Source organism: uncultured Sunxiuqinia sp., assembly GCF_947495665.1.
GTDB lineage: Bacteria > Bacteroidota > Bacteroidia > Bacteroidales > Prolixibacteraceae > Sunxiuqinia > Sunxiuqinia rutila.
In genome coordinates this window covers 46457-62090 of record NZ_CANLZV010000005.1, presented here as the reverse complement: position 1 = coordinate 62090, position 15634 = coordinate 46457, and the positions used below count along the sequence as shown (strand labels likewise).

Sequence of the window (15634 nt, the reverse complement as noted above, 5' to 3'; positions counted from 1 at the left end):
ATTGCCGCATGATTTGGTATAGAAAGCAAAAGCCCTCCAAAATTGGAAGGCTTTCTTGCTTGGGTTTTATCTTTTTCACTTAAAAATTATCTGCTTTGCGGTAAGCTTCTATGAAGGCCAGTTCGCCTTCTTTGCCGGGCAGGCTGCGGCCGTGCTCGCAGCATAGTACTCCATCGTAGCCTTTGCTATGGATGTGTTTAAAGACATTCACAAAATTGATTTCGCCGGTGCCTGGTTCTTTGCGGCCCGGGTTGTCGCCAATGTGGAAAGCAGCGATGGAATCCCACGCTTTGTCGATATTGGGGATCAGGTTGCCTTCGGTAATTTGTTGGTGGTATAAGTCGTTCACCAGTTTACAGCTTGGGCTGTTAACGGCCTGGCAAATCATGTGTGTTTGCGGAATTTTGGTGAGGAATAATCCGGGATGGTCTTTCCAGGCATTCAGGGGTTCCAAAACCAGTGTCAGACCATCAGGTTCAACGATGTCGCAGCACATGCGCATGTTGTCAATGACGTTGGCGGTTTGGTAATCCCATTCCAGGTTGTCGGCAAAGCGTCCGGGAACCACCAGCGCGGTTTTGGCGTTGGTTCGTTTGGCGCATTCCAGACCTTCCTTCATTTTGTTTTTCAGCATTTCTTTGATCTCCGGATCTTGCGTAACAAACGATTTCACGCTAAAATCGGCATACAAAACGAACGGACCTAAATCCATCCCCAACCGGGCCAGTTCGTTGGCAATTTTTTCCTGCAGCGCCGGATCTTTGTGCATCAGCCCATTGTCGAAAATGGCGCGAAAGCCTTGGTCGTGCATAAATTTTATCTGGTCAATGGGATCATTGCCGGCAAGTTCTTTAAAGGTTCCCAGTCCGGGAGCATATTTCAGTTTAAACTGAGCGGAGTTTGACTCTTTTGAAGTTGAAGCGGTGGCCGAAAGCCCTGAAACTAATCCTGTGGCAGCAAAGCCTCCGATGGCCGTGTTTTTTATAAAATTACGTCGTTTCATGTTGTGTTTGGTTTAGTGAGAACTCAAAAATAGCTTTATTTCTTGCAGATTACAAGTAGATTTTACGAGTCCTTTCAGCTAATTTCGTTTAGTTCTATTCCTTTGTGGAATAGGATCCTTGGTAAAGATAGATTTAGTTTTGGGAAAGAAGCTAGTAGTTTTGTAAAAAGTATAAGTGGTTTGATAGAATGCAGACTATGGTTTTTTGAATGAAGTAATACTTCTTGAAAATTGAGAATAAGTTTTGCCGGACCCTGATCAGGATTTGAACAATGATAAATTGTATTTGATCAATGCATAAGGGTATTTGTACAATTTAGGAATGATTCGAATTAATAAAGATTTGATTTTCAAGAATGAAGAATTAGTTTTAACTTTAATGAGCTTATCGTAACTCACTAAAACTATTCTTCGTCATGTTACACTACAACCTACGCTATTTACTCGAAATTAAAGGAATTGCCAATCCTTACAACTTCTTAATTAAGCAGGGACTGACCCCCAATGTGGCCACGCGTTCGCTCAACGGGAAAATCACCCAGCTGAAGCTAAATCACCTCAGCGCCATTTGCCGGGCATTGCATTGCACGCCCAACGATTTAATGGAATGGGAGGATGATGGGCAGGAGCCTTTGCCGGAAAATCATCCCTTGCAGGCCTTGGTGCGCGAACAGATTCCGCTGAATATACGCGGACAATTGCGCGAGTTGACGTTTGACCAGCTGAAAGAAGTCCGCTCGTTAATCACCCGGTTGAAGGAAGCCGAAAACAAGCAGAACGGGGACGCCGAAAGCTAAAAGAAGGGCTTTGGGGGAGTCTTTCAGCCTGACCCGAAGCTTTTGTCTTTCCCGATACTATTCTGGTCTGTTTTTTCCGTCTTCAACAGAAGTTTTATACATTTGAGAAGTACTTAAAGTCTAATAAACCAATTACTATGAATCGTAAACTTCGCATGGGAATGGTCGGAGGAGGCTCAGATGCCTTCATTGGTGCCGTTCATCGTCTTGCCGCTTTTATGGATAACCAGATTGAACTGGTGTGTGGCTGTTTCAGTGTTGATCCGGAAATCTCGAAAGCTTCGGGTAAATCGTATTTTCTTCCCGAAAACCGGGTGTACACAACCTACCAGGAAATGTTTGAACAGGAAGCCCGCTTGCCCGAAGGCGAACGCATGGACTTTGTGACCATTGTAACCCCCAACTTTGTGCATTTTGCCCCGGCCATGATGGCCCTGGAAAACGGGTTTCATGTGGTCATTGACAAGCCCATCACCTTTACGCTGGACGAAGCACTGTCGCTTCAATCGAAGTTGCAGGAAACCGGCCTGACCTTGGCCCTGACGCATACCTATTCCGGTTATCCGGCAGTAAAAGAAGCCAAAGAGCGCGTGGCCCGTGGCGAACTGGGCGAGATTAAACGCATTTATGTGGAATACCCGCAAGGATGGCTGGCTTCGAAGCTCGAGGATACCGGGAATAAGCAAGCCAGCTGGCGTACCGACCCCAAACGATCGGGCAAAGCCGGTTGCATGGGCGATATCGGAACACACGCTCATCATTTGGCAGAATATATTTCAGGATTGAAAGTGACGGAACTCTGCGCCGAGCTCAATGTTTTTGTACCCGGACGTTTGCTGGACGATGATGGTGCCGCTTTGCTGCGTTTTGACAACGGGGCGCGTGGTGTTTTGATGGCCACACAAATTGCTACCGGCGAAGAAAATGCGCTGAAAATACGGATGTATGGCGACAAAGGCGGACTGGAGTGGAATCAGCACGAACCCAACACCCTTTGGATGAAATGGGCCGACCGTCCGACAGAGATGGTACGCGTAGGAACGGGACAAATGGGCGCTGTTTCGCAGCACAACACCCGCACTCCCGGCGGGCATCCCGAAGGCTACCTCGAGGCTTTTGCCAACATTTACCGCAACTTCTCCTTAACTGTTCGCGCCAAAATGAACAACGAACAACCCACCGCTGCCATGCTTGACTTTCCGGGCATTGAAGATGGTGTTCGGGGCATGCGCTTTATTGACACGGTGGTGGAAGCGGGCTACAGCGATACGGTAAAATGGGTCAGGTTTGAGGAGTAAGCAGACCACGCTTCGTTGTTGGGGAGGCATTCCTTGAAGGGCTTCAGCCAACAACGCACGTTCAATAACTAATTATCTAATCAGAATAACCACTTAAAAATAAAACTATGGGCAGACCAGTAACCTTATTTACCGGACAATGGGCTGATTTACCATTCGAAACCATGTGTCAGAAAGCCAAGGATTTTGGCTACGATGGCCTGGAACTATGCTGTTGGGGCGACCACATGGAAGTTGATAAAGCCGACCAAGAGTATTGTGACGAGCGGAAGGCGATCATGGAAAAGTATGATTTGCAGTTATTCGCCATATCCAATCACTTGGTGGGGCAATGTGTTTGCGACAATATTGATGAGCGGCATAAAAACATTTTACCCGATTACATTTGGGGCGATGGCGATCCGGAAGGTGTTCGCCAGCGTGCGGCACAGGAAATAATTAAAACCGGGCATGTGGCGAAACGACTGGGTTTGGATACGGTGGTTGGATTCACCGGCAGCTCCATCTGGCACTTGTTGTATGCCTTTCCACCGATGTCGCAGGACATGATTGACCGGGGGTTTGAGGATTTTGCCAAACGTTGGAAACCCATTCTGGATGAATACCAGAAAATAGGGGTGAAGTTTGCCTTGGAAGTGCATCCAACCGAAATCGCTTTTGACATTGAAACCGCCGGAATGGCTCTGAAAGCCTTGGATTATCATCCGGCTTTTGGCTTTAACTACGATCCCAGCCACTTGGGCTATCAGCATGTCGACTATGTGCGCTTCATCTACGACTTTGCCGACCGCATTTTTCATGTGCATATGAAAGACGTGTATTGGAGCGATGTGCCTACCACTATCGGAGTATTCGGAGGTCATACTCCTTTTGGAGATCATCGTCGCTACTGGGATTTTAGAAGTGTAGGACGGGGAAAAATCGATTTCGAAAACATCATCCGCGCGCTGAATACCATTCAGTATTCAGGCCCATTATCCATTGAGTGGGAAGACAGTGGCATGGATCGTGAAGCCGGCGCTGCTGAGTCCTGCGAGTTTGTGCGCTACAGTGACTTTGCTCCTTCGGACATTGCCTTTGATGATGCCATGCAGAAGGAATAATTAATAACCGAACCAATGACTAGTAGAAGATCATTTATCAAGAAGACCACTGCGGCAACAGCTGCAGTGGGCCTGGCGGCCTCGATGCCGGCTGCCATGAGCGCCTGCTCGCCCAACAAGGTAATCCGTTGTGGGTTGATTGGTGCAAAAGGCATGGGCTTTGCCGACTTGCGTGCGTTTTTGGGGCAGCCCAATACCGAGTGTGTGGCCATTTGTGATGTGGACCAGCGGGTGCTGGATGCCCGACTGACGGACACCGAAAAGTTGCAAGGGAAGAAACCCAAGGCGTATAACGACTATCGCCAGTTGATTGCTGATCCGGAGGTGGATGTGGTTATCATCGGAACGCCGGATCACTGGCACTGCCTGCCTTTTGTTGAGGCTTGTCAGGCTGGCAAAGATATTTATTGTGAAAAGCCGCTGGGGAATTCCATCGAGGAAATCAACCTGATGGAAGCCGCAGCTCACAAGTATAAAACCGTGGTTCAGGTGGGGCAGTGGCAACGAAGTGATCCCCATTGGCGCGATGCTGTTGAGTATGTTTATTCTGGGAAGCTGGGCAAAATCCGCACCGTGCGCACCTGGGCTTATCAAGGTTGGATGGAGCCCGTTCCGGTGAAACCTGACCGGGAAGCTCCGGAAGGCGTGGACTATGATTTCTGGCTCGGGCCGGCCGAAAAGCGCCCGTTCAATCCCAATCGTTTTCACTTCAATTTCCGGTGGTTTTGGGATTATGCCGGCGGATTGATGACCGACTGGGGCGTGCACATCATTGATTATGGTCTATTTGGCATGCAGGCCAAGGCCCCCAAATCGGTGATGGCCATGGGCGGTAAGTTTGCCTACCCCGATGACGCTGCCGAAACGCCTGACAGCTTGCAGGCTCTCTATGAATTTGATGGGTTTACCATGCTGTGGGACCACGGAACCGGCATTGATGGCGGCCACTTTGGACGTAACCATGGCGTGGGCTTCGTTGGTAACAACGGCACGCTGGTTGTTGACCGCGAGGGCTGGGAAGTAATTCCCGAGCGCAAAAATGATAAGGATTTGGTGGAGCGTGTGGAGTTGCAAAAAGGGTCAGGGAAAGGCCTGGACCTGCATATGGCTGACTTCCTGAATGGGGTTCGCAATCGCCGGCGCGATTTGAATTGCAGCATTGAAATAGCTGCCAATACCGCGCGTGTGGCACATTTGGGCAACATTGCCCTGAAAACCGGCCGCCGCTTGTATTGGGACAGCGAAAAGAGCTTGTTTATAGACGATCCGGAAGCCAATGAATACCTGGTTCCGACTTACCGAAGTCCATGGACCTTACCAAAAATTTAAGCGTACAGCTCATTCAAAAATCCGAAGGCAATTTTCCTTCGGATTTTTTGTTTGTAATTCTAGCATCCATTCACCATTTTTGAGTCTACAAATTAAACATTATCATCAAATGAAAAGGTATCGATCCTTATTATTCACGCTGGCCAGTGTGCTTTTGTTTGCTTGCCAGCCTAAAGACCCTGCTCTTATGACTTCAACCTTACTGAATGGAGGATGGCAATTTTCGGAACACGGAAAAAATGAATGGTTGCCAGCCACGGTGCCCGGGAGTGTTCATACCGACCTGCTGGCTAACGGCAAGATTGAAGATCCGTTCTACCGGCTGAACGAGCGCGATGTGCAGTGGATTGATAAGCTGGACTGGGATTATAAAACGTCATTCACTGTTGACAAAACGCTTCTAAGGAAAGACCGTATTGCGCTCGACTTTAAAGGGCTTGATACCTATGCGCAGGTGTTTGTGAATGGCCAGCAAGTAATCGCAACGGACAACATGTTCCGGGAATACCTGGTCGATATTAAACCCTACCTGGAAGAGGGGGAAAACACCTTGCTGATCACTTTTCTTTCACCCATCCAGGAAGGAATCAAAAAATACGATGCCAATGGCTTTGTTATCATGGTTTCAGACAACGACCTGGCTGCAATTGGTGAGGTTGAGGGAGGCAAGAAAGTGAGCGCATACGTGCGTAAAGCGCCTTATCATTTTGGATGGGATTGGGGGCCACGCCTGGTGCCCAGTGGTATTTGGCGGCCGGTACATCTGAAAGCCTGGGATGAAGCCCGGATAGAGAACCTGCAGGTGGTTCAGCATGAAGTTCAGGATGATTTAGCCAAATTTTCAGCGATTATTGAAGTTGATTCGGAGACTGAGAAACCCGCCACCTACCGGGTTGAGGTGGATGGCCAAAAGGCCGGCTCTGTTGTGGTCAACCTTCAAAAAGGGTTGCATACCTATTCCGTCGATTTTGAAATTGAAAATCCGAAGTTGTGGTGGACCAATGGGTTGGGCGAACAGCCGCTTTATACGATTACAGCCAACCTGACGGTCAATGACCGGACCACTCAAAAGACCGATCGGATTGGAATTCGAACCCTGGAGCTGGTTCGTGATCAGGATGAAGATGGAACCTCTTTCTATTTCAAGCTCAATGGAGTGCCCGTTTTTATGAAAGGAGCCAACTACATTCCCAACGATGTTTTTGTTGCGCGCGTGTCGGATGAGCAATACCGCAAGGTGGTCAATACGGCAAAAACGTCGAACATGAACATGCTGCGTGTTTGGGGAGGTGGGATCTACGAGAACGATATTTTCTATGATTTGTGCGATGAAGCCGGAATTCTGGTGTGGCAGGATTTTATGTTTGCCTGCTCCATGTATCCGGGCGATGAGGCTTTTCTGAATAATGTGAAAGAAGAAGCCATTGATAACATCAAGCGTTTGCGTAATCACCCCAGTATTGCCTTGTGGTGTGGCAACAATGAAATACTTGCGGCCTGGTATGGTTGGGGCTGGAAACGCGATGAAGAAGCTAAAAACCAGGCGAATGCCGACAAAATGTGGAAAGCGTATGAGGATATTTTCCACAAAATTTTGCCCGATGCGGTGGAGGCTTTTGATGCTTCCCGGTCCTATTGGGCATCCAGCCCATCGTCAGGCACCGGTGTACCGGCAGACCTGGTTAATGGTGATGAGCATTATTGGGGCGTTTGGTGGGGAAAAGAACCCTTCCAAACCTACGCCACGCATATTGCCCGTTTTATGAGCGAATACGGTTTCCAGTCGTTTCCGGAGTTTAAGAGTGTGAAGCAATACGCGCTCCCTGAGGACTATGACATTGTTTCCGAAGTCATGAATTCTCATCAGCGTTCGTCAATTGGCAATAAAACCATTGAATACTACATGTTGCAGGATTATGACCAGCCCAAGGATTTTGAGTCGTTTCTATATGTAAACCATGTGTTGCAAGCCGAAGGGATTAAGTTTGCCGTGGAGGGACACCGAAGAGCGATGCCTTTTTGCATGGGGAGCTTGTACTGGCAAATCAACGATTGCTGGCCGGTGGCCTCATGGAGTTCAACCGACTATTACCAGCGCTGGAAAGCCTTGCAGTACTTTGTAAAGAAAGGCTTTGAGTCCGTTCTGGTATCACCCTATATCGATGAAAACTTCCTGAAAGTGGGCATTGTAAATGATGAGCTTCGGGAGATTAATGCCCAGCTGAATCTTCGGATGGTTAACTTTGATGGGGAAGTTGTTTGGGAAAAAGCCGTGTTGGCCGATGTTCCTGCCAATTCCAGCGCCTCTTATTTCGATGTTAACCGCTATGATTTTTTACGGGATAAGGACAGCTACCGCCAGGTATTGGTTGCTGAAGTGATTGAGGGCGGAAAGGTAATTGCCAGTAACGTGTTTTATTTCCGGCCGGTAAAGGAAATGAAGCTTCCAACGCCTGAGGTGACTTATGAAATTGTACCTGAAGAAGGTGGTTATACAATTTCGGTTAAAACCGATAAGTTGGCCAAAAACCTGTTCATGACGATTGGTGATGAAGAGGGATTTTTCTCGGATAATTACTTTGATTTGCTGCCGGACGAAACGGCCGAGATCACGCTTTCAACCAGTGTTTCAGAAGAAAAGTTGCGGGAAGTGTTCAACATACAAACCTTGGACGCAGCATTCAAATAAGGTAAAAGCCAATGAATGAATAGCCTGAAGGGCTAAAAAAGAAAATCTCCAAAGCACGTTACTTTGGAGATTTTTGTTTTCTGGTTCTAACTAAATTGTTTTGTTTAATTGTTTCCACGGCTAAGTGGCGTATATGTTGTTTTCTCTTGACTTGGTATATACAATTACTGTGCCAAACTCACCGGCTGCCGATTGTGTTTCTTGGATTTTTTGGCTTGTTTGATTTATGCTCCTTGTTGTCAGTTATTTATCTTTCATAGTTTATTTTTCAGCCGATTAGGACAAAAGCAGCTTGATAATTTCCACGGATATCTGACTAATATCTTCAAACAAAAACTTGGAAAATGAGTCATGAGCCTCTTCGTCGGCATGGTCTGAAATAATTCGTATGACCGTGCATGGAAGCTGGTAATCAGCACTCACCTGGGCGATGGCTGCTCCCTCCATTTCAGTACACAAAATTTGTGGGAAGCGTTCGTTTATGCGCACTTTTCCTTCTTTGGAAGCAATAAACTGATCACCCGTACCAATGGCTCCAACATGTACTGTGGGGGCATAGCTGGCATTGATTGCCGGATACTGGCCGTTTTTCAAATTGAGAACAAAATTATCAACAGCAGAAAGTGCTTTGGCACCGGAATCCGGAAAAACATTGAATTCAAAGGTCTTCCAAAATGGTGATTCAACTTTCGGAAAGCCCTCTAAGCGTGTCAAATCGACATCGTGTTGAATGAGCTGGTTGCCTACCACAATATCGCCAATGTTGAGTTGTGGCTGAACTGAACCGGCCAGCCCGATAAAGACCAGTTGATCCACCTGGTAGTGGTTAATCAGGGTGGTTGCAGTTGAGGCGGCGGCAACCTTTCCCCAGCCCGATAAGGCCATGACCAGCTCCTGCCCGTTAAGGGTGCCGGAATAGAATTCGCGGGAACCAAATTTGTCGGTTTTTAACTGTTGGATGTCTTTTTTTAAAAGCAGGATCTCTTCCCGCATCGCGCCAATTAGTCCGGTTTTCATCATTTTATATTTACAATGTTTGGACAAAAATACAGCTCTGCCCTGATTTTAGGCAATTGGTCGGTGTAAAATCTGATTTTAACTATATTTGTTTCATGCCTACTAACTATCTGCGATATCTGATGCTTGCCTGTATCCTGACGATAACCAATTTGTCGTTTGGGCAATTGAAAGATGTGGGGATTCCCGACATCCAACACTTCTCGAAACAGGAATATCGAGGCAGTGCGCAAAACTGGCACATTGCTTCCAACCAGTCTAACTTCATGTACTTTGCCAATAACGATGGGGTCCTTGAATTTGATGGTAACCACTGGCAGCTTTATGGCTTGCCCAATCGCTCCATTGTTCGGGCTTTGCAGATTGACGATAATGGGCGTATTTATGTGGGGCAACAAAATGACTTTGGGTACATGGAGCCCGATGCCAAAGGAGAGCTTCAATACCGTTCTCTGTTGGATTTGGTGGCGGTTGACGAACGGAATTTTGAAGAAATTTGGTGCATTCACTTAACCAGTTTTGGTGTTGTTTTTCAGTCGTACACACATTTGTTTATCTATCGGAATGAAGCCATTGTAAGTGTTCCCTTATCCAACCGGATTCGATTTTCATTCTATGTTAATGGACACCTGTGGGTACAGGATGAGGTGGACGGATTGTGCGAATACCGTCAAGGGCATTTTTTCAAGCTGAAAGGGCTGGATGAGCTTGATGATAAGGAAATTTGGGCGATACTGCCCGTTTACAATAACCGGGTGCTTATTGGTACGGCCAACCATGGGGTGTATAGTTATGACGGGGAGAAGTTAACGCCATGGAAAGGCCCGGCCAATGATTTCTTGCTTGAAAATCAGATTTTTTCGGCCACGCGGTTTAACGAGGCTTACTATGCTTTTGGAACCATTCAGGGAGGTTTACTTATTACCGATGAGTCCGGGCAAATTATCCAGCATGTGAACAAGAAAAAAGGCTTGCAGAATAATACGATCCTTAGCATTGGGGCTGATCAGGAGGGTAATTTATGGCTCGGACTGGATAATGGCATTGATTACATTGATGTGGGATCTCCGTTTACGTTCATGTTTGACCCGGAAGGACTAGGGGCTACTTACACGTCATTGGTTCATAACGGGAAGTTGTATGTGGGCACCAATCATGGCCTGTATGTAAAAGACTGGCCTGAAGATGTGACGATTGATCCTAAAGGCTTTCGGTTGATTCCAAAAACCATTGGTCAGGTTTGGTATTTGGGGGTTCATAATGGGGTTGTGCTGTGCGGACATGATAATGGGACTTATGAGATTGCGGGTGAAACGGCCCGAATGATTTCGGATGTTCGTGGGGCCTGGATTTTCATCGAACTCATGCAAAATGACGATTACCTGCTTGGTGGAAATTATAACGGACTGACTCTTTTCAGGAAGACCGCCGATGGGCAGTCCTGGGAGTTCGTGACTCAGGTCAAGGATTTCTCTGAGTCGTCTAAACTGATGGCTCAGGATGAGAATGGCGATATTTGGATGAGTCATGGTTTTAAAGGTGTTTTCCGGATGCGTTTAAATGAAGCGCTCGACCGGGTTGTTCATTACGATTTTTACAACTCAAACGATGGGCTTCCTTCTGATATTTATATCAACCTGATGACCATTAAGGGTGACATTCTTTTTACCTCGCCCAACGGAATCTATACCTACGATCAGGCTTTGAATCGGTTTGAGCGCTCAGTCGAATATAATAAACTCTTTGGAGAGGGAAATAATGTCGATTACATCAAAGAAGATCAGTACAACAACATTTGGTTTATCGGAGAAAACGGACCAGGGGTGTTGCGGTTTCTCGAGGATGGAAGCTATACGAAAGTGGTGGGGCCTTTTGAAAAGATAGCGGGACTTACCATTTCCGGCTTCCAGCATATCAATGTGGTTGATATGGAGCATACTTTTATCTCGCTTGAAGATGGTCTGGCCCATTATTCTCCCAGTTACCAGCCGAAAAAAGACCGTCAGGAACAGGTGTACATCCGGGAGGTGGTGAATCAGCTGAATCAAAAAAGATTCCATCCCAATTTGATGGACGAAAACTTTCCGGAGGACTCCCTGGCCTTTAAATTTAAAGGAAACAACTTGAAGTTTGTCTATTCAAGTCCGGATTATAAAAACCTGAATCGGATTCGGTTCAGTTATTTTTTGGAGAACTACAGTACCGAGTGGTCAGAATGGTCGGAGGAGGCGAGCTCGGAGTTTATGAACTTGCGGGAAGGTGATTACACCTTCAAGGTGAAAACCGTTAATCCATTTGGGCACGAAAGTCAACCAGCAAGTTTTTCATTTAGTATCAAACCGCCTTGGTATCGGTCAGCTTTGGCTTGGTTTGTTTACATGCTTAGTGGCCTGCTATTGATCGCGGCTATTATTTGGTGGGTTTACTACCGCATGCAGGTATCCAAACGAAAGGAACGGCTCAAAAACCTGCAGGAATACCGGAAGCGGATTCATCAGTACCAGCGTGAAGTGTTGGTTTCAGAGCGGGAGATCGTGAAGCTCAGGAATGAAAAGTTGCGGGGAAAAATGATTCATTTGGATAAGGAGTTAGCCAACCAAACGATGAGTCTGGTTCAGAAGAACAAATTTATGGGCAAACTGAAAACGGAGCTTAAAAGTCTGCAAACCCTGGTGACTGACAGTACCGTGAAATCAAAAATCAGTTTGATTATTAGCCGGATTGACCGGGAATTTGATAATAAAAAGCAGCAAGAGCTTTTTGAAACCTATTTTGATGAAGTACACGAAGACTTCTTCAAGCGACTAACTGAAAAATTCCCAACGCTAACCCCCCGGGAGCAAAAACTCTGTGCCTACATTAAAATGAATATTTCCACCAAAGAGATTGCGACACTGCAAAACATAAGCTCTCGCGGTGTTGAAATTGGCCGGTACCGCCTTCGGAAAAAACTGGGGCTTGATCGTGACACCAATTTGAGCTCATTTATCGCTAGCATTTAAACTTCTGTTGTAAAGCATATTTTCAGATGATGTATGCAAAAACAATCGTTAATCAGAGCTAAACGTCTGTCAGTCAGTGTGTGTTGTTTTTGATTGATGTATTGTTGTAGGGGTGGAAATAAAGACCATGTAGCATTATTGAAGTGTTAAAAAATTTTAAAGTGAGGTTTCTTTACTCCATTTTCGCTTATGGATTTGAAATTCCTAAGTGAAGAATAATTATTTGCTATTTAAAAACTTATCGTATGAAAAGAATCTTGTTTTTCCTATTCTGTTCTTTTTTTAGCGTGAGTTTATTTGCCCAGGAGATATCAGTTTCGGGGCAGGTAACAGCTAAAGAAGATGGACAACCTCTTCCGGGGGTGTCTGTAGTTATTCAGGGAACGACTACGGGTACAATTACTGATTTTGATGGTAATTATACGCTTGAAGTTCCATCCTCTGCCATTCTGGAATTCTCCTACATTGGGATGAAGGGCCAGGTGTTGCCTGTTGATGGAAGGGCTGTAATTAATGTTGCACTTGCCGAAGATTTTACCGACCTGGATGAAGTTGTTGTGGTTGGTTATGGTGTACAGAAAAAAAGTGTGGTAACGGCCGCCATTAGTAGTGTGTCTTCCGAAGAGCTGGAGAACTCCACTCCAACGCGGATTGAAGATGTCATGAAAGGACGGGTTTCCGGAGTTCAGATTACGCAAAGCTCTGGTCAGCCTGGATCAGACTCGAAAGTTCGGATTCGGGGTATTGGTACGATTAACAATAGCGAACCCCTTTATATTGTAGATGGAATGGCTGTTGGTGGCGGTATTAGCTACTTAAACCCAACCGATATTGAATCCGTGGAGGTGCTGAAAGATGCGGCTTCTGCAGCTGTATATGGAGCCCGTGCTGCCAACGGCGTAATTCTGATTACCACCAAAAAAGGTAAGTCCGGAAAAGCCTCTATTAACTATGACTTTTCGTATGGGTGGCAAAACCCATGGAAAAAGAAATCGGTTTTGAATGCTAAGGAATACATGCTGATTATGAATGAATCGGAGCTCAATGATAACAAAGCTCCTCGTTACTCAGCCGAACAAATTGCCAATGCTGGAGCCGGAACGGACTGGCAGGATGAAACGTTCAACTACGATGCTCCGGTGCAGTCACACCAAATCAGCATTAACGGAGGCAACGAAGATGTTACTTACTTCTTATCCTTTGGTTATCTGAACCAGGAAGGTATTGTAGGGGGCGACTATGGTCGTTCAAATTATGAGCGTTACAGTATTCGTTCGAACACCACTTACAATGTGTTTGAAGCCGATCGTTCTTTCCTGAACAATGTGAAGGTAGGCGTGAATGCCGGTTATTCCCGGGTGTTGTCCAGTGGTATTGAAACCAACTCTGAGTATGGTTCCATTTTGGGAAGTGCCCTGACGTTCAATCCTCTTGTTCCGGTGTATGCTGAGGATCCGGATGGGGTTCTGGCTGACTATCCCAATGCCGTAAAAGATAAAAACGGAAACGTATTTTCGATTCCGCCAGCAGGTTTCCAGGAAATTGCCAACCCGGTAGCGATGCTTAATGCACCAACCGGAGCTCAAAACAATGAAGATAAATTTGTTTCTTCTTTCTGGGGAGAAATCAATGTGATCGAAGGACTGAAATTCAAATCAAGCTACGGTGTTGACCTCGCTTTCTGGGGAGCCGATGGCTATGAATTTGAGCACTTCTTAGCGACGCAGGGGAAAGACCTGACGCAAAGCCATGTATATTCAAACATGCATCGAGGTTTCGTGTGGCAGCTTGAAAACACATTGACCTACAACAAAACGATCAACGAAAAACACAGCTTTACGGTATTGTTGGGTCAATCGGCTCAGGAGTACACCGTTCGTCACCTGTCAGGCGATGATTACGACTTGCTGGAAAGCGATCCGAATAAAGCCAATATCGACTACGCGATTGCTCCTCCTACCGAAGGACGTGTTAGCGGTGGAACAGAAGGTTTCTCCAATGAAACTCTGGCTTCTTACTTCGGACGGATAGACTATAACTATGATGAAAAGTATATGTTGCAGGCGACTATTCGCCGCGATGGTTCTTCTTCATTTGGACCCAATAACAAATGGGCGGTATTCCCTTCTGTTTCTGTGGGATGGAATGTGACTAACGAAGCTTTTATGGAAGATATTCCGGAATGGTTCAACTACCTGAAGCTTAGAGCAAGCTGGGGGACAAACGGAAACAACCGGATTGGAAACTTCTCTTACACCAGTTTGATGGATGGTAACCAAAACTATTATTTCGGTGCAGGTGATGCCATGTATATGCAGTATGGTAGTGCCCCTTCAAAATTGGCTAATGCCAATGTGAAATGGGAAGAGTCGGAGCAAATTGACCTCGGTTTTGATGCCCGGTTCTTAAACAGCGCTTTATCCTTCGGTTTCGATTATTTCAAAAAGACCACCAATGGAATGTTGATTGATCAGCCGATTCCTGGTTATGTAGGAAAAGGTGCTCCGATTGCCAATGCCGGTGATATGGAAAACAGCGGATTGGAGTTTGAATTGGGTTACCGCGGAAGTGCTGGTGATTTTAGCTACAACATTTCGGCCAATGCCACTTACCTGAAAAATAAGCTGATCAACATGGGAAATGAATCCGGTGAAGCTATTTATGAAAATGCTGGAGCTTCAGGTGTAGGAAGTTATGTGAAAGGGATGAACGGCGAAGTATTCCCTTATTTCTACGGTTTCCAAACTGATGGTCTTATTCAAAACCAAGCCGAAGCGGATGCTTACAACAGCTTGTACGGCGAAAATGCCAAGCCTGGAGATGTGCGTTTTGTAGACCTGAATGGTGATGAAAGCATTACCGATGATGATAAAACGAAAATTGGAAAAGGTATGCCGGACTGGACCTATGGATTTACGGTTGGTGCAGAATGGAAGCAGTTTGACTTCAATATGTTCTGGCAAGGTTCATTAGGTAACGACATCTTTGACTTCTCACAGCGTGGTGACATTCCTGCCATGAACCGTCCAAGCTGGATTTTGGATCGCTGGACTGGCGAAGGAACTTCCAATTCAATTCCGCGCATGACGAATCAAAACAATAACCGGAACTGGCGTTCATCTGATTTGTACATCAAGAATGGCTCCTATGCCCGCCTGAAAAATGTTCAGCTGGGTTATTCGTTGCCAACAGAGTTGTTGCACAAAGCATCAATCTCCCGTCTGCGTGTATTTGTGTCGGCTGAAAACCTGTTTACAATTACGGATTATGATGGTTTTGATCCTGAAGTTGCATCGGGTGGCTATACTACCATTGGTATTGACCGGGGAATCTATCCTCAATCAAGAACCATTAACATTGGTGCCAATATTACTTTCTAATCAATAAAAACAGAAG

At 46.1% G+C, this 15634-nt stretch carries 9 protein-coding genes; 7 read left to right on the top strand and 2 right to left on the bottom strand.

The features are described 5' to 3' along the window. Positions 1–79 precede the first annotated feature (79 nt). Entirely contained in the window at positions 80–1003 is a 924-nt protein-coding gene (locus Q1A18_RS07930) for a TIM barrel protein (RefSeq protein ID WP_299578407.1), read from the bottom strand. Between the two features lie 416 nt (positions 1004–1419). Here Q1A18_RS07930 and Q1A18_RS07925 point away from each other — a divergent pair, with 416 nt between their 5' ends. From Q1A18_RS07925 to Q1A18_RS07905, 5 genes are all read left to right on the top strand, one after another. Next, on the top strand, positions 1420–1800 hold the full coding sequence (locus Q1A18_RS07925; RefSeq protein WP_299578406.1) for a helix-turn-helix transcriptional regulator: 381 nt from the start codon (positions 1420–1422) through the stop codon (positions 1798–1800). Positions 1801–1937: 137 nt separating this feature from the next. Beyond that, entirely contained in the window at positions 1938–3098 is a 1161-nt protein-coding gene (locus Q1A18_RS07920) for a Gfo/Idh/MocA family oxidoreductase (RefSeq protein ID WP_299578405.1), read from the top strand. A gap of 107 nt (positions 3099–3205) precedes the next feature. Continuing rightward, positions 3206–4201 (top strand): sugar phosphate isomerase/epimerase family protein, encoded by a 996-nt coding sequence (locus Q1A18_RS07915; protein ID WP_299578404.1) that lies wholly within the window; start codon positions 3206–3208, stop codon positions 4199–4201. Positions 4202–4216: 15 nt separating this feature from the next. Further along, on the top strand, positions 4217–5530 hold the full coding sequence (locus Q1A18_RS07910; RefSeq protein ID WP_299578403.1) for a Gfo/Idh/MocA family oxidoreductase: 1314 nt from the start codon (positions 4217–4219) through the stop codon (positions 5528–5530). 109 nt (positions 5531–5639) lie between these two features. After that, complete coding sequence (locus tag Q1A18_RS07905) at positions 5640–8219, top strand: glycoside hydrolase family 2 protein (RefSeq protein WP_299578402.1); 2580 nt, start codon at positions 5640–5642, stop codon at positions 8217–8219. Between the two features lie 276 nt (positions 8220–8495). Here the strand turns inward: Q1A18_RS07905 and Q1A18_RS07900 are convergent, their stop codons facing one another. Beyond that, entirely contained in the window at positions 8496–9239 is a 744-nt protein-coding gene (locus Q1A18_RS07900) for a 5'-methylthioadenosine/adenosylhomocysteine nucleosidase (RefSeq protein WP_299578401.1), read from the bottom strand. 92 nt (positions 9240–9331) lie between these two features. Between Q1A18_RS07900 and Q1A18_RS07895 the strand changes: the two genes are divergently transcribed. Together Q1A18_RS07895 and Q1A18_RS07890 are read left to right on the top strand one after the other, a co-directional pair. After that, entirely contained in the window at positions 9332–12238 is a 2907-nt protein-coding gene (locus Q1A18_RS07895) for a triple tyrosine motif-containing protein (protein WP_299578400.1), read from the top strand. 245 nt (positions 12239–12483) lie between these two features. Then, positions 12484–15618, top strand: a complete 3135-nt coding sequence (locus Q1A18_RS07890; RefSeq protein WP_299578399.1) for a TonB-dependent receptor — start codon at positions 12484–12486, stop codon at positions 15616–15618. Positions 15619–15634: the final 16 nt, after the last annotated feature.